Raw genomic sequence first — 15,405 nt, 5'->3', positions numbered from 1 at the left:
GCTTGTTTTCCTTCAGGCGGTTTCGGGGATGACGGCTGCCGCGCGGGACGCCGCGTGGGCGGCGGCGCGGCGACCGGAATACACGCAGTCGGCGATGGACAGGCCGGATACGTAGAGATTGGAAGCGACGCCCACGGCATTGCGACCGGCGCTGTAGAGCCCGGCGATGGGCTCTCCGCCGGCATCCAGCACGCGCCCGCTGCGCTCGCAGACGCGCAGCCCGCCGAGGGTGATCGCCGGGCAGGGGAACAGCTTGCTGTCGAAAGACAGGTCCAGGGCGTACCAGGGGCCGTCGTCCATATCGGCGAGCATCGCCGGCGACTTGCCGAAGGCGTCGGTGTGCTCGCCTCGCGCAGCGCGGCTGTACTCCTCCAAGGTGTGGCGCAGGTTCAGCGGCGGCACGCCAATGGCGCGGGCCAGCGCTTCGGGCGTATCACCCTGGCGACGGTTGAACAGCAGATTGAGCAACACCGGCAGGCGCTGGAACGACCAGACCTTGCCCGGCCCGACCTGGCGCAGGGATTCCCTGAGCAGCGCGCGATCGAGGATGAGGATGGCGCGCCCGCCCTGCTCTTCCACCATGGCGTGGCCAAGGGTGGCGCCGTAGACCTCTTCGTTGCAGTAGCGCTCACCGCGGGCATTGACGATCACGCCGCGAGCCCAGGCCAGCGGTGGATTGATGAAGCGCCAGGCACTGACCTTGTCCAGGCGCTGGGCAGCGGCACCCACGCCAAGGCCAAGGCGGATACCGCTGCCATCGCAGCCCGGCGTGCCCAGTGGCAGGCCCGGCAGGTACTGCGGCGCGTGCTCGGCAAGCATCTCGCGATTGAAGATGAAGCCGCCGGCACTGAGCAGCACACCCTTGCGCGCACGGATCAGCAAGGGCCGCGCGTGTCGTTGTTCGATTCGACGCAAGGCCGCGATCAGGCGCTCGGCCAGGGGCGGCGCATAGGGATGCAGCGCGGTAGCGGTGCGGCTCAGCCAGGCGTGGCGACGCGCGGCAAAGCTGCCCGGCGGCAGGCGCCAGGCCTCGACGCCGATCACCGCGCCGTTGGCATCCTGCACCAACCGGCGTACTTCGCACTGGCTGTAGAGCTGTACGCCGCTCTCCCGCGCCGAGGCGCGCAGCGCGGCGAACAACGCCGCACCGGACATACCGCTTCCCTTGGTGCGGTGCCCGCGCGGCGCAGGCTGCGCCAGGCTGGCGTAGGCCGGCACGGCTTCGTTGCCCGAGTAGTAAAGGTAGAAGCGGTCGCTGGGGTAGGACGTCTTGTGCGGCGGCACGCTGGCTTCATAACGTGCGCCCTGGCGCTCCAGCCAGGCCAGCTGGTCCACGCTGCGCTCGCAGAAGTCACGCAGGGTTTCGCCCTGAACCGCGTCGCCGACCTCACCCTGCAGGTAGCGGAACATTGCCTCGGCATTGTCGCTGTAACCGGCCTGACTCTGGTACAGCGTACCGCCGCCGGCATACACGACGCCACCGCTGCGCGCGGTGGCGCCACCGCCGGCGAAGCGATCCAGCGCCAGCACGTCGAGGCCGCGCTCGCGGGCCTCCAGGGCAGCGCACGCGCCGGCGCCGCCGAAGCCAACGATCAGCAGATCGGTCTGGGCGTGCCAGGTCAGTTGCTCGCCCGCGCCCAGGCGCAGCGGCGGAATCGGCAATGCGCCGGCCATGGCCGTCAGCCCGCCGCTGCCACGCTCGGCGCCTGTACGGCGACGGCGGTGGTGTAGGTGCCGTTCACATAGATCAGCGGAGTGATACGCGGTGTATTGCGAATCTCGCGGATGCGCCCGATGAACACCGTGTGGGTGCCGTAGGTGAAGCGCCCGTCCTGCTCGCAGACCACGCTGGACTGCGCGTCCGCCAGGTACGGCACGCCGCACTCGGTGGCGCGCCAGTCGCCGCTGGCAAAGCGCCCTTCGCCTTTCACCGGGCCGCTGCACAGGTGCGACAGGTGCTCCTGGTCCTGGCCGAGGATGTTCACGCAGAAGTCCGCGCCGGCTTCCAGCACGCGGTGCAGCGAGGCAGTCTGGTTCACGCAGATCAGCAGCGACGGCGGCTCGGTGGACAGCGAGTCCACCGCCGTGGCGGACATGGCGTAACGCTCGCGGCCATCGCTGGTGGTGATGATGGTCACCGATTTGGCGAGCCGGCGCATGGCCTGGAGCATGTCGGCTTTCAGAGTGTCCTGGTTCATCGCACGGGCCTCGCTGGGCGTGTTGGGCTGAGGTGTAGTGCGATGGATTCTGTGGTCGCGGCGGGTGTGCAACATCGTCCGAGGGGACTAGTCGTGCCCGCTCTCGAAGCGCTGCGCGCATATGGTCCGTTTGTGGGATGTGGACATTTCCACGCGTTGTTCAAATGCCCGCGAAGGCCCCTGCGATCCGACGCGGGAGACCGAGCACCGCCCCACGGGGCGACCACAGGAGAACAACAAGATGCTCGACCACGACCTGATCCGTCAGCGCCTGCGCCAGCGCGCCCGCGAGCTGGTGCCGGTGCTGCGCGAACGCGCCGCCGACGCCGCCCGTGAAGGCCGGCTGCCGGAGGAAACCCTCCGTGATTTCCACGAAGCCGGCTTCTTCCGCATTCTCCAGCCGGCCCGCTGGGAAGGCTACGAGCTGGAGCCCAAGGACTTCTTCGAGGTGCAGATGACCCTCGCCGAAGGCTGCATGTCGTCGGCCTGGGTGCTGGGCGTGGTGGCCATCCACAACTGGCAGCTGGCGCTGTTCGACGACCGCGCCGCGCAGGATGTGTGGGGCGAGGACTCCAGCGTACTGATCTCCTCCTCCTACATGCCGGTAGGCAAGGTGACGCCGGTGGACGGCGGCTTCCGCCTGTCCGGGCGCTGGGGCTTCTCCAGCGGCAGCAAGCACTGTCAGTGGGCGTTCCTCGGCGCCCTGGTGCCGCCGAGCGAGCCGGGCGGCATGCCGGACTACCGCACCTTCCTGGTGCCGCGCAGCGACTACCAGGTGCTCGACAACTGGAACGTCATGGGCCTGGAGGCCACCGGCTCCCACGATGTGCTGGTGGACGACGCCTTCGTCCCCGAGTACCGCACCCACCGCGCCCTCGACGGCTTCATGCAGAACAGCCCGGGCAACGCGGTGAACAGTGCGCCGTTGTTCCGCCTGCCGTTCGGGCAGATATTCGTGCGCGCGGTTTCCTCGGCGGCCATCGGTGCGCTGCAGGGCGCGGTGAACCTGTTCATCGAGCACAACCGCGCCCGCGTCGGCGTCAATGACGGCCGCAAGATGGGCCAGGACCCTGCCGCCCAGCAGGCGCTGGCCGATGCCATGGTGGCGGCCGACGAATGCCGCACCGTGCTGCTGCGCAACTTCGAGCTGATGATGCAGCGCGCCCGCGACGGCGAGCCGCTGAGCATGCCCGAGCGGGTGAAGATGCGCTACGACTCGGCCCTGGTGGCGGACAAGTGTGCGCGCGCCGCCGGCACCCTGATGTTCAACAGCGGCGCCTCCACCATCTTCCGCGAGCACCCGATCAACCGGGCCTTCCGCGACATCCACACCGGTCGCGCGCACGTCGCCAACAGCCCGGCGAAGTACGCCTGGAACCTCGGCGGCGTGAACATGGGCGCGGACTCCACGGACTTCTTCCTCTAAGCCGCAGCACCTGCCACCCCGGCACTTCGGCGTAGTCCGTTCGGGCGATTCCGAGGCGCCGGCGAACACAGAACATGGCCCATGAGGCTGAGCCCGTCGGCCGCCACTACAACAAGGGACGCATCCCATGAAATTCTCTCTGATCTACGAAGCGCAGACGCTGGACAGCACCCGCGAAGGCGATCGCCGTATCTTCGAGGAAACCGTCGAACAGGCAGTGCTGGCCGACCAGCTCGGCTTCGACACCTTCTGGTGCGTGGAGCACACCGCGCTGACCAACTACTCGCACATGTCCGCGCCGGAGACCATGCTCGCCTTCGTCGCCGGCAAGACCCAGCGCATCGGCATCGGCCACGGCGTGGTCTGCCTGCCGCCGGCGATGAACCACCCGGTGAAGGTCGCCGAGCGCATCGCCACCCTCGACCTGCTGTCCGGCGGCCGCGTGCACTTTGGCGTCGGCAAGGGCGGCACCCAGCAGGAGGCCGGCACCTTCGGCTATGACCTGGCGACCCTGCAGCCGCAGATCGATGAGGCCATGTACCTGATCCCGAAGATGTTCGTGCAGGACGAGATCGAGCACGACGGCGTATACGTGAAGATTCCCAAGCGTCCCATTCATCCCAAGCCCTACCAGGACCCGCACCCGCCGATGTACCTGGCCTGCACCAATACCGAGTCGCTGAAGAACGCCGGTGGCCGCGGCATGGGCGCGCTGGTGCTGGGCTTCGGCGGCCCGGAGGAAATCGCCAAGAAGGTCGCCGTCTACCACGAGGCCTGGGACAACCGTGACGAGGCCAACCAGGTTGGCTTCCGGCCGAACCGCCACATCGCCGCGCTGTGCCCGGCCATCGTCCTGGACGACAACGAGAAGGCCCGCGCCATCGGCGTGCGCGGCCAGCGCTACTTCATGGAATCCCTGGCCTACTGGTACGCCGGCGGCGAGCGCCCGGACCCGGCCAAGTGGCAGGACGACACCTTCGTCGACGGCAACGGCCAGGCGGTGATCCGCTCGCGCTTCGCCTCCGAGGAAGTGACGGTGGACTTCTCCGACCCGACCATGGCGATGATGAACCCCAACCACGCCTACGGCACGGTGAATGACTGCATCGGCTACGTGCAGCGCCTGATCGACGCCGGCGCCGATGAAATCCTCTTCATCTGCCAGATGGGCACCGTGCCGCAGTGGGCGCAGATCGAGACGCTGAAGAACATCGGCGAGAAGGTCATCCCCTACTTCCGCGACAAGCTGCAGATCGCCTGACACTTACGCTGAACCACCAGGACGGGCCCTTCGGGGCCCGTTCTGTTTTCTCGTGCAGAATCAGGCAGGCAATCATCGCCGGAATCAGCAGCGGATAGGCGGCGTACAACCGTTCGCGGTTGTACGCCATCTCAAGCAGCGAATCCCCACCTGGGATTGGCATCGAGCGGGTTCTGTTCGCGAGCAAGCTCGCTCCTACAAAGAGCAGCGCCTGATGCAAATGGCCACTGTAGGAGCGAGCTTGCTCGCGAACACATGTACCCACCGCTCGCGAACGCATGTACCCACCGCTGAACGCAAACGCCCCACACCGGATCCCGGCGTGGGGCGTACAACCGTTCGCGGTTGTACGCCGCCTCAAGCAGCGAATCCGCACCTGGGATTGGCATCGAGCGGGTTCTGTTCGCGAGCAAGCTCGCTCCTACAAAGAGCGGCATCGGAGACAGGAGTTGCAGTAGGAGCGAGCTTGCTCGCGAACGCATGTACCCACCGCTGAACGCAAACGCCCCACGCCGGATCCCGGCGTGGGGCGCACTACTCCTGCGCGTGCTCTACCGCCGCGCAGCCACTCGGCTCAGATCACCCGCGCCGGATGCTGCACCCGCGGTGCACCCAGTTGCTCGCGCCAGGACGGTGGCTGGCGCCCGTCGGCTTCCTGGATGCCGTAGCGCAGCGCCAGTTCGGCGCTGACCAGCGTCTGCCCGGAGAGCTGCGGCAGTTCTGGATCATCCAGCAGCGCATGAATGATCCGCCCGTTGAACTGCGGCGTCTCGGCCATGGCAAGGAAGGCTTCGTACTGCTCGGCGCGGGCCTGGCCGGCAATGGCGGTGCGCTCGGTGAGCTGCGGGCCGAGCCAGAGGGACAGCGCCGCCACGCCCGTGCCTTCGAAGTCGATGGCCATGTCCGCCGCCAGCTTGTCCACGCCGGCCTTCTGCGCACCGTAAGCCGGGCCATGCATGTAGCACCCGGCACCAAAGGACGAGGTGAACGCCACCAGCGCCCTGGGTGCGCGCAGCAGCAAGGGGGCGGCGTGGTAGCTGGCGACATAGGCCGAGCGCAGGCCGATGTCGAGGATTTCCACCAGCTCCAGCGGTTTCTCCCAGAACGGGCCGGGATCGATCAGTTGCTCGTGGATGAAGGCAACGTTGTTCACCAATAAATCCAGCAGGCCATGCTCGGCCTCGATGCGCTGGAACAACGCGCGCACCTGCTCGTCATCAGCGTGGTCGCACTGCACGGCAATGCCACGACCGCCGGCGGCATCGATGGCCGCGGCGGTTTCGTGGATGCTGCCATGCATCACCTGGCCGCGCAGCCTGGCGTTGCCTGATTCGACGGAGCGCCCGGTGAGGTAGACGGTCATGCCGGCGGCGCCCAGCGCCTCGGCGATGCCCTTGCCGACGCCACGGCTGGCGCCGGTGACCAGGGCGATGCGGGAAGTGGATTCAGGCATTCTGCGGTACCTCCGGATGGGCGCGGGCGGGAACGGCCTGCTGCTGGATGTGCTCAGCAGCGAGGAAGCCGAAGGTCATCGCCGGGCCGATGGTCGAGCCGGCGCCGGGGTAGGTCGCGCCCATCATCGAGGCGGCGGAGTTGCCGATGGCGTAGAGACCCTCGATGGCGTTGCCGTCCTCGCGCAGCACGCGGGCATGCACATCGGTGAGCAGGCCGCCCTTGGTGCCAATGTCGCCGGCGTCGATCTTCACGGCGTAGAACGGCGCTTTCAGTAGCGGCGCCAGGCACGGGTTGGGCTGCACGTGCGGGTCGCCGTAGTAGCGGTCGAACAGCGACTCGCCCTTGTGGAAGTCCGGGTCCTGGCCGAGCACGGCATAGCGGTTGAAGCGCTCCAGCGTGCGCGCGAGCCCGACGCCGTCGACTCCGATCTCACCGGCCAGCGCCTGGATGCTGTCAGCCTTGTGGTAGAAGCCCTGCAGGTGCTTGGGCAGGCGACTGTCCGGCTGGGCGTAGCCCGGCAGCAAGGCGCCGCAGGGGTATTTGCGGCGGAACTCGGCGTCGAAGATCATCCAGCAGGGCACGCTGCGCGCCTGCTCGCTGTCGTGGGCGTACATCGCGTAGACGATGTCAGTGTAGGGCGCGCCTTCGTTGACGAACCGCTGGCCCGCGGAGTCCACCAGCACGCAACCGGGCAGGTTGCGCTCGACGAACAGCACACGCGCTTTTTCCTCTCCGGCCACGTGGGCGCTGGGTGCCCACCAGCTGTGCTCCATCAGCGCGGTGGCCGCACCCAGCTGCTGTCCGGCGCGGATGCCGTCGCCGGTGTTGTACGGTGGCGTGGCAGTCCACTGGGTGCTGGAAGGCTGCGGATGATACTGACTGCGCATGGCCTGGTTGCGCTCGAAGCCGCCGGCAGCGATGACCACGCCGCGCCGCGCGTGAAGTCTCAGTGTCTGGCCGTCGCGCTGCAGCACGGCGCCGATGACACGCCCCTGCTCCTCGATCAGTTCCTGCAGCGAGGTGTTCAGCCACAGCGGTACCTGGCGGTCCAGCAGCGAGCGACGTAGCGCGGCGATCAGCGCGTTGCCCAGGGTCAGGAAGCGGTCGCGCGGCGAGCGCAGACGCGCGGGCAGGTCGCGCCAGTAGCGCCACAGAATGCGCAGCGTCAGCCCGACCCAGCCGGGGCCGCGACAAAGCAGCACGCGGGCTTCCTTCATGGTCATGGCCACACGCCCCATCATCAGGGTGCCGGGGGACGGCTCGCGCATCCGCGCGAACTCCTCGCCCAGTTCGCGGGCATCGAAGGGCAGCGGGTCCATGGAGCGGTAACCCGGTTTGCCGCCGGGGACTTCCGGGTAATAGTCGGCGTATTCGGCCTGGGCTTCGAAGCGCACGCGGCTGTTGCCTTCCAGGTACTCGACCATGCGCCGGCCGTGCTCGACGTAGGCCTCGACGCGGCCGTCATCCACGAGGTTGTCGCTGACCGTGCGGATGTAGCGGATCGCTTCCTGCGCCGAATCCTGGCCGCCGAGGGCGGCGATCCGATGGTTGCAGGGTATCCAGATGCCGCCGCCGGACACTGCCGTGGTGCCGCCGTAGCGGTCACTCTTTTCCACCAGCAGGACGTCCAGGCCGAGGTCACGGGCGCGCAGCGCGGCGGTCATGCCACCCGCACCGCTGCCCACCACCAGGACGTCACATTCCATGTCCCACTCACGGCTTCGCTGGCCGCTCGCCCTTGCGTTCATGCGCTTGTTCTCCGGGATCTGGCGTGGCGGAAAACCACGCTCGCCCGGCGATTGTTCGCGCCCGCGCAAAGCCCCGGCATCGTCCGATGGGACTAGCGCCAGAGCGGCCCGTCCCCGTCCCGCCGGCTTAGTCTTTTTGGACGATGTTGGCGCACTCGGGTGACCACATAGTCAGCCCCGCCACCTTCCCGCCAACACCGTTTCCGGGTCTGGCCGACAGCGCCGCCCGAGCAGAGGACGAGATGACAAGAATAAGAATCGCCTTCCCGCCGTTGCCCCTTGCCCTTGCGATCAGCGCCAGCAGCCTGTTCCTCGCCAGCCAGGCGCAGGCGCTGTCCTACCAGTTCAACGACGACCTGCAGGTCAACTGGGATACCACCCTGAGCTACAGCCTCGCCTGGCGCACCGAGAAGCGTGCCCATGCGCTGTCCAACGGCGGCAGCAATCCCGCCATTGCCAACGGCGACGACGGCGACAACGCCTTCGACCGCGGCGCGCTGATCAACAACCGCGCCAGCTTCCTCACCGAGGCGGACTTCAAGTTCCGCCAGGACTACGGCCTGTTCGTCCGCGCCACCGGCTTCTACGACGACGTTTACCAGCGCGGCAACGACAACGACTTCGGCACCTCGAACTGCTTCGCCGGCGACCGTTGCTCCAAGCCGGACCACTTCTCCGGCGAGACCGAGGACCAGGCCGGCGACGACCTGCGCCTGCTCGACACCTACGCCTACGGAACCTGGGATCTGAACGGCCACACCCTCAACGCCCGCGCCGGCAACCAGGTGGTGGCCTGGGGCGAGAGCCTGTTCAACGGCTTCGGCATTTCCGGTGCGATGAGCCCGGTGGACGCCACCAAGGCCAACACGCCCGGCATCGAGATCAAGGAGCTGTTCCTGCCGGTGGGCCAGGTGTTCACCCAGTACAGCCTGACCGACAACCTGGGCGTGCAGCTGTATTACCAGTACCAGTGGAAGCGCAACGAGCTGACCCCGGTCGGGCACTTCTTCTCCACCACCGACTACATCGACGAAGGCGGCTTCAACGACTCCACCGGCCAGCAGCGCCGCCTGGGCGACGATACGCCGGGCAACAGCGGCCAGTACGGCGCAGCGCTGACCTACACGGTGGAGCAGCTCAACAACACCGAGTTCGGCCTGTACTACCTGCGCTTCAGCGACCACAGCCCGCAGCTGGACTTCCTCAGCGACTGGAACACCGGCAACTACCGGGCGATCTTCTACGACGACATCAAGCTCTATGGCGCGAGCTTCTCCAGCATGCTCGGCGAGACCAACGTCAGCGGCGAGATCAGCTACCGCGATGGCCAGCCGGTGCTGGTCGATACCGGGCTGACGCCGCAACCGGTGCGCGCCGACGTCGCCCAGGCGCTGGTGTCCTTCATCCACTCGTACGGCGCCCTGCCCTTTGCCGACAACACCACGCTGACCGGCGAGGTCGGCTACAACCGCGTGATGAACAACGACAAGGCGCCCAGCTTCGACGTCTTCGTTCCCACCGGCGCCGGCTACGCGCAGATCCGCACGCCCAACACCGACAAGCTCTACTACGACCGTTCCGCCTGGGGTTACACCGTCAACCTGACGCTGGACTACAACAACGTGTTCAACGGCTGGGACCTGAGCGTACCCATCATCTACAGCCAGGCGGTCAACGGTAATTCCTCCATGCCGGGCAGCTTCGGCCTGGGCGAAGGCGACGACCGCTTCGCCGTCGGCACCACCTGGCGCTACCTGAACAACTTCAGTATCGAAGCCCGCTACAACATGTTCCTCGGCAACCCGAGCGAAACCACCCTGGCGGACCGCGACAACCTTTCGCTCACCGCGAAATACAGCTTCTGACCCAGCCCAAGGAGCCAGATCATGAATCGCAAACCCAACCTGCCCGCCCTGCTGCTGTCCGCGACACTCACCTGCCTGATCGGCCAGGCCCAGGCCAAGGTCAGCCCCGAAGAGGCCGCGCGCCTCGGCCAGGAGCTCACGCCCATGGGCGCCGAGAAAGCCGGCAATGCCGAAGGGACGATCCCCGCGTGGACCGGCAAGTGGCGCGGCGCGCCGCCCCAGGTGAAATACGACGGCCCCGGTAGCCGCTACGCCGATCCGTACGCCGACGAGAAGCCGCTGTTCGTCATCACCGCGCAGAACATGGATCAGTACTCCAAGCACCTCACCGACGGCCAGCGCGCCCTGTTCAAGCGCTACCCTGACACCTTCAAGATGCCGATCTACCCCTCGCACCGCGACTTCCGTTTCAGCGAGAAGATCGAAGCCAACATCAAGGCCAACGCCACCAGCGCGGAACTGGTGGATGGCGGCAACGCCGTACGCAACGCCTTCGGCGCCTCGCCCTTCCCCATCCCCAAGGATGGCTACGAGCTGATGTGGAACCACGCCCTGCAGGCCCGCGCCAACAGCGAGGAAGCCGTCTATGACCAGGCGGTGATCTACTCCAACGGCAACCAGGCGCTGCAGACCGTGCACTACCAGATTCTCGCACCCTGGTGCTCGCCGACCGGCTCGCTGCAGAACTATGACGGCGGCGTGATGAGCCACTTCATGATCACCACCCTCAAGCCCGTGCGCTCCAAGGGCGAAATCATCGGCGGCAATGAGTTCTTCGACCCGGTCGCCAGCCCGCGGCAGAGCTGGCAGTACCTGCCCGGCACCCGCCGCGTGCGGCGCGCGCCCACCGTCGGCTATGACACGCCCACCGGAGCCGGCGGCTTCCGCACCATCGACGAAGACCGCCTGTTCAACGGCGCGCCGGATCGCTACGACTGGAAGATGCTCGGCAAGCGCGAAATCTACATCCCCTACAACAACTACAAGCTCGACGACCCGGCGCTGAAATACTCGCAGATCCTCACGCCCAACCACGTCAACCCGGACTTCATGCGCTACGAGCTGCACCGCGTGTGGGTAGTGGAAGCCACGCTGAAGCCGAGCGCCAGACACATCTACGGCAAGCGCACCCTGTACCTCGACGAGGACAGCTGGTCCGCCGCCCTGGCCGACAACTACGATTCGCGCGGCCAGCTGTGGCGCACCAACATGCAGACCACCGTGTACGCCTACGACATCCAGGTGAACCAGGCCCGCGTGGCGCTGTTCCATGACCTCATCGCCGGCTCCTACCTGGCCGACCGCATGGCCAACGAACAACCGGCGCCCAAGCTGAACAGCGCCGACTACGACACCAACTACTTCACCGCCGCCAACATGCGCAAACTCGGCCAGTAAGGCCCCCTTCGAAAGCCCGCGCGGGATACCGCGCGGGCTTTGTGTTTTGTTTCGCCGACCAAGGAATGCCCCATGCACAACCTCCTCCGCGCTGCCATCGCCACTGCCGGCTTGAGCCTCGCCACCCAGGCCAACGCGCTGACCATCCTGCTCACCAACGACGACGGCTGCCGCGCGCCGGGCATCCAGGCGCTGTACCGCGAGCTGAGTGCCGCCGGACATCGCGTGACGCTGGTGGCACCGGATACCGACAACAGCGGCATCGGCGCCGCCAGCGTGGTCGCTCCCGGCCAGGCGCTGACCATTACCCGCCTCGCCGATCAGCAATACTGCGTCGGTGCACCCGCCGGGTTCACCCTGCCTGCGGGCAAGAACATGGCCGTCGGCACGCCGGTGGATGCGGTGAATACTGGCCTCGACCTGTTGCTCAGGGACAGCCCGCCGGACCTGGTAGTTTCCGGCAGCAACTTCGGCGACAACGCAGGTCCCTTGATCCAGATGTCCGGCACCCTCAACGCCGCGCTCTGGGCCATGCGCCGCGGCGTGCCGGCGATGGCCGTATCCACCGCCATCGACCTGCCGCTGGTGCAGCGCAATCCGCAAGCCGGAATGCAACTGACCCGTGACGCCCTGGGCGACAGCGCGCGCCTCGCCGTGCGCGTGCTCGATCGAGCGCTCGTGGCCGGCCGGTCGGCGCAGAAGGCATGCGGGAAAAGCCAAGGCGAATGCGCATTCAACCTGCTCGGCCTGCCCGTCGGCCAGGGCCTGAACCTCAACTACCCGGCACGCCAGGCGGCACAGGTGCGCGGGCTGGTGTATGCGCCGGTGAGCGACTGGTCGCCCATCGTCTTCGCCGTGCAGGCGGACGCGGACGGTGGCGCGCGCGTGAATCTCGGCGCAGCGAAAGCACCGAACGAACGACAGCGCCGGGAGGATGCCTACCTCCTGACCCAGGGGTATGCGGTGCTCAGCGTGGTGGGGACGGACCTCAATGGAGACCACGAGGGCGAGCGGCGGGCGCGGGAATTGTTGAAGGGAATGAAGCCCTGAAGACGGCATGGGAGCGGGCTTCGTCCGATTAGTAGGCTGCGCGACCGGGGCAGACGGGTTCGCGAGCAAGCTCGCTCCTACATCTGTCGGCGGACCTTCGTAGGGGGATGAAACCTTGAAGACGACGTGGGAGCAGGCTTCGTCCGATTAGTGGACTGCACGTCCGGGGCAGGCGGGTTCGCGAGCAAGCTCGCTCCTACATCTGTCGGCGGACCTTCGTAGGGGGATGAAACCCTGAAGACGGCGTGGGAGCGCTCCGTCCAATTAGTGGGCTGCGCGTCCTGGGCGGACGGGTTCGCGAGCAAGCTCGCTCCTACATCTGTCGGCGGACCTTCGTAGGGGGATGAACCCTGAAGACGGCGTGGGAGCAGGCTTCGTCCGATTAGTGGGCTGCACGTCCGGGGCAGACGGGTTCGCGAGCAAGCTCGCTCCTACATCTGTCGGCGGACCTTCGTAGGGGGATGAAACCCTGAAGACGGCGTGGGAGCGGGCTCCGTCCGATTAGTAGGCTGCGCGACCGGGGCAGGCGGGTTCGCGAGCAAGCTCGCTCCTACACCAGCGGGCGACCTATGTGAGGGTGGTCCGCATCGCCTCGATTCCTGTAGGAGCGAGCTTGCTCGCGAACAAGGGACCCCGCGCTGCGTCAGTTCGCGCGTCAGCGCACACCTACAGGCGGGCGAAGCTATCGGGCTGGTTCAGCACGCAGCGGATGCCGCCCGGCAGGGCCATGCTCGCCACACACTGGTTGCAGTGATTGCAGCCGTTTTCGTAAGCCTCGCCCTGGCTGCGCACCTGCTTGACCAGGTCCGGATCACGCAACAGCGCGCGGCCCAGGGCGACGAAATCGAAGCCCTCGGCCATGGCGCGCTGCAGGCTGTCGCGCTGGCTGACGCCGCCCAGGTACACCAGCGGCATGTCGGTGGCCTGGCGCACCCGCCGGGCCTGGTCGAGGAAGTACATCTCGGCGTACGGCAGGCTGGCGAACAGCCGCCCGCCAAACCATTTCATCGCCGTGCGCTGCAGTGGGTTGGGTTCCAGCGGGATCATCTGCGCCAGCGGGCTCTCGCCGCGGAACAGGTACATCGGTGAACGGCTGGTGAAGCCGCCGCTCATCACCAGCGCATTCAGCCCGTGTTCGGCCAGGCGCGTGGCGATATGGCAGGAATCGTCGATCTCCAGCCCACCGGCAAAGCCATCGCTGAGGTTCAGCTTGGCGAGGATCGGGAAGTCCTCCCCCACCGCTGCGCGCACCGCCGCCAGGACTTCCAGGGGCAGGCGCAGGCGGTTGTCCAGGCTGCCGCCATAGGCATCGCTGCGGCGGTTGGTGGCCGGCGAAAGGAACTGGCTGAGCAGGTAGCCGTGGCCCATGTGGATTTCCACGGCGTCGAAGCCGGCGCGCTTCACCAGCGCCGCCGCATCGCGGTACTCGGCCAAGGTCTTGCGGATGTCCGCCGGGCCCATTGCCCCGGCGAACGGTACGCCGCTGAACAGCCCGTACTGGTTGATGCCGGCACTGGGCCCACGCGGGCGCGGAATGTTCTGCGGCCGCGTACGGCTGAAGAAGCCGCAGTGCGCGAGCTGAGCGGAGATGGCGCCGCCCTCGCGGTGCACTGCCTCGGCGAGCGCGCGCAACTGATCGAAAATACCTTCGTGCATCCACATCTGGTCGGCAAAGGTCAGGCCGTCCGGCGACACGCCGCAGTAAGCCACGGTAGTCAGGCCAACGCCACCGCGCGCCATCCGCGCATGGTGCGCGGCCAGATCGGCGCCTGGCACTCCACCGGGGCACATGCCCTCGAAGGTGGCGGTCTTGATCACCCGGTTGCGCAGCGCGAGGCCGGCCAGGCGAGTGGGAGCCAGGACCTTGTCCAATGCCTCCTGCGGGGTCATCTCAAGCCTCCTCGGGCTGGGTGAAGGGGACGAATTCGGCGACTTCCAGCTCGAAACCCGAGACCGCCTTGTACGGCACCGGGAAGCTCATCAGGCGCATCTTGCGCACGCCCTGGTCACGCAGGATCTGCGCGCCAACACCCAGCGTGCGCTGGGGAAACTTTGGTGCCTGCAACCCCGGCCCGCGCGCGAGTTGATCGAGGATAGTGCCAGCGCTTTCCTGCTGGGCCAATAACACCAGCACGCCGCTGCCCTCAGCGGCGATACGCGCCAGGGAGCGGTCAAGGTTCCACTGCTGCGGCCCACGCGGCGGTTCGCCGGCGAGGAGATCACGCAGGGTTTCCACCGCCTGCACACGCACCAGCACTGGCTGGGCCGAATCGACCTGGCCACGCACCAGGGCGAGGTGCACCACGTCCTTGAAGGCATCGTGGTAGGTGCACACGCGGAACGGCCCGTGGCGGGTATCGATGCGATGTTCCGTGCCACGGGCGATGGTGCCTTCATGAAGGATGCGGTGATGGATCAGCTCGGCGATGCCACCGATGGCCAGGCCGTGGCGCTGAGCGAAAGCATGCAGGACCTCGCCACGCGCGTTCTCGCCTTCCTCGTCGAGGATGCCGGCGACCAGCGCGGCCGGTTGCAAGCCGGCCAGCCGCGCCAGGTCGCAGGCCGCTTCGGCATGTCCGGCACGGCTCATCACTCCGCCGGGCAATGCGCGCAGCGGGAAGATATGGCCGGGGCTGACCAGGTCGGCAGGCTTGCTGGCGGGGTCCACCGCTACCTGCACGGTGCGCGCGCGGTCGGCGGCGGAAATACCAGTGCTGATGCCCTGCGCGGCCTCGATGGAGACCATGAAGCCGAGGCTGTCGCCACGCGGGTTGTCCGTCATCGGCCGCAGGCCAAGGGTCGTGCAGCGTTCGTCGGTCAGCGCCAGGCAGACCAGCCCGCGCGCTTGCACCGCGAAAAAGTTCAGCGCCGCGTCATCGATGAATTCGGCGGCCTGCACCAGCATGCCGTCACCGCCCTCTTCCTCGCCATCGACCAGGATGACCGGCCGGCCCTGGCGCAGCGCTTCGATCAGGTGCAACGGACTGTCCAGCGTCATGTCCGG

11 protein-coding genes are annotated in these 15,405 nt (G+C 67.3%); 5 read left to right on the top strand and 6 right to left on the bottom strand.

What is annotated here, in order from left to right; genetic code table 11:
* Positions 1 to 12: 12 nt before the first annotated feature.
* Both AC2T4A_RS17740 and AC2T4A_RS17735 read right to left on the bottom strand, forming a co-directional pair.
* Entirely contained in the window at positions 13 to 1,674 is a 1,662-nt protein-coding gene (locus AC2T4A_RS17740) for an FAD-binding protein (protein ID WP_478378720.1), read from the bottom strand.
* 5 nt (positions 1,675 to 1,679) lie between these two features.
* The gene (locus AC2T4A_RS17735; RefSeq protein ID WP_478378719.1) at positions 1,680 to 2,198 is read right to left on the bottom strand and encodes a flavin reductase family protein; all 519 of its coding nucleotides are present in this window, start codon (positions 2,196 to 2,198) and stop codon (positions 1,680 to 1,682) included.
* A 241-nt stretch (positions 2,199 to 2,439) separates the two neighbouring features.
* On the opposite strand from AC2T4A_RS17735, the gene AC2T4A_RS17730 reads away from it, so the two are divergent.
* Complete coding sequence (locus AC2T4A_RS17730; protein WP_478378718.1) at positions 2,440 to 3,624, top strand: flavin-dependent monooxygenase; 1,185 nt, start codon at positions 2,440 to 2,442, stop codon at positions 3,622 to 3,624.
* A gap of 127 nt (positions 3,625 to 3,751) precedes the next feature.
* Positions 3,752 to 4,885, top strand: a complete 1,134-nt coding sequence (locus tag AC2T4A_RS17725) for an LLM class flavin-dependent oxidoreductase (protein WP_416749298.1) — start codon at positions 3,752 to 3,754, stop codon at positions 4,883 to 4,885.
* Positions 4,886 to 5,459: 574 nt separating this feature from the next.
* Here AC2T4A_RS17725 and AC2T4A_RS17720 read toward each other — a convergent pair.
* Entirely contained in the window at positions 5,460 to 6,338 is an 879-nt protein-coding gene (locus AC2T4A_RS17720) for an SDR family NAD(P)-dependent oxidoreductase (protein ID WP_486741378.1), read from the bottom strand.
* Positions 6,331 to 8,046: an FAD-dependent oxidoreductase gene (locus AC2T4A_RS17715; protein ID WP_486741377.1), complete on the bottom strand. Its 1,716-nt coding sequence runs from the start codon at positions 8,044 to 8,046 to the stop codon at positions 6,331 to 6,333. The genes AC2T4A_RS17720 and AC2T4A_RS17715 overlap by 8 nt, the downstream gene beginning before the upstream one ends.
* Positions 8,047 to 8,330: 284 nt before the next feature.
* Here AC2T4A_RS17715 and AC2T4A_RS17710 point away from each other — a divergent pair, with 284 nt between their 5' ends.
* The 3 genes from AC2T4A_RS17710 to surE all read left to right on the top strand — a co-directional run bounded on the left by AC2T4A_RS17710 (position 8,331) and on the right by surE (position 12,401).
* Complete coding sequence (locus AC2T4A_RS17710; protein ID WP_486741376.1) at positions 8,331 to 9,953, top strand: DUF1302 domain-containing protein; 1,623 nt, start codon at positions 8,331 to 8,333, stop codon at positions 9,951 to 9,953.
* A gap of 21 nt (positions 9,954 to 9,974) precedes the next feature.
* On the top strand, positions 9,975 to 11,351 hold the full coding sequence (locus AC2T4A_RS17705; protein ID WP_486741375.1) for a DUF1329 domain-containing protein: 1,377 nt from the start codon (positions 9,975 to 9,977) through the stop codon (positions 11,349 to 11,351).
* Positions 11,352 to 11,423: 72 nt separating this feature from the next.
* A complete protein-coding gene (gene surE, locus AC2T4A_RS17700) occupies positions 11,424 to 12,401 on the top strand; it encodes a 5'/3'-nucleotidase SurE (RefSeq protein ID WP_486741374.1) in 978 nt (325 codons plus the stop codon).
* A 666-nt stretch (positions 12,402 to 13,067) separates the two neighbouring features.
* Here the strand turns inward: surE and AC2T4A_RS17695 are convergent.
* On the bottom strand, positions 13,068 to 14,291 hold the full coding sequence (locus tag AC2T4A_RS17695) for an oxidoreductase (RefSeq protein ID WP_478378713.1): 1,224 nt from the start codon (positions 14,289 to 14,291) through the stop codon (positions 13,068 to 13,070).
* 1 nt (position 14,292) lies between these two features.
* On the bottom strand, positions 14,293 to 15,399 hold the full coding sequence (locus AC2T4A_RS17690) for a 3,4-dihydroxy-2-butanone-4-phosphate synthase (RefSeq protein ID WP_416749285.1): 1,107 nt from the start codon (positions 15,397 to 15,399) through the stop codon (positions 14,293 to 14,295).
* Positions 15,400 to 15,405 lie beyond the last annotated feature (6 nt).

Source organism: Pseudomonas sp. PVC-3-1 (assembly GCF_057444315.1).
The sequence above is the reverse complement of the archived record's forward strand: the minus strand, read 5'-3'. Positions and strand labels throughout refer to the sequence as shown.

Bases quoted from the DNA above. Each gene is read 5' to 3' on its own strand.
- AC2T4A_RS17725 (WP_416749298.1), top strand. From the start codon at position 3,752: ATGAAATTCTCTCTGATCTACGAAGCGCAGACGCTGGACAGCACCCGC.
- AC2T4A_RS17715 (WP_486741377.1), bottom strand. From the start codon at position 8,046: ATGGAATGTGACGTCCTGGTGGTGGGCAGCGGTGCGGGTGGCATGACC.
- surE (WP_486741374.1), top strand. From the start codon at position 11,424: ATGCACAACCTCCTCCGCGCTGCCATCGCCACTGCCGGCTTGAGCCTC.
- AC2T4A_RS17705 (WP_486741375.1), top strand. From the start codon at position 9,975: ATGAATCGCAAACCCAACCTGCCCGCCCTGCTGCTGTCCGCGACACTC.
- AC2T4A_RS17730 (WP_478378718.1), top strand. From the start codon at position 2,440: ATGCTCGACCACGACCTGATCCGTCAGCGCCTGCGCCAGCGCGCCCGC.
- AC2T4A_RS17720 (WP_486741378.1), bottom strand. From the start codon at position 6,338: ATGCCTGAATCCACTTCCCGCATCGCCCTGGTCACCGGCGCCAGCCGT.
- AC2T4A_RS17735 (WP_478378719.1), bottom strand. From the start codon at position 2,198: ATGAACCAGGACACTCTGAAAGCCGACATGCTCCAGGCCATGCGCCGG.
- AC2T4A_RS17695 (WP_478378713.1), bottom strand. From the start codon at position 14,291: ATGACCCCGCAGGAGGCATTGGACAAGGTCCTGGCTCCCACTCGCCTG.
- AC2T4A_RS17740 (WP_478378720.1), bottom strand. From the start codon at position 1,674: ATGGCCGGCGCATTGCCGATTCCGCCGCTGCGCCTGGGCGCGGGCGAG.
- AC2T4A_RS17710 (WP_486741376.1), top strand. From the start codon at position 8,331: ATGACAAGAATAAGAATCGCCTTCCCGCCGTTGCCCCTTGCCCTTGCG.
- AC2T4A_RS17690 (WP_416749285.1), bottom strand. From the start codon at position 15,399: ATGACGCTGGACAGTCCGTTGCACCTGATCGAAGCGCTGCGCCAGGGC.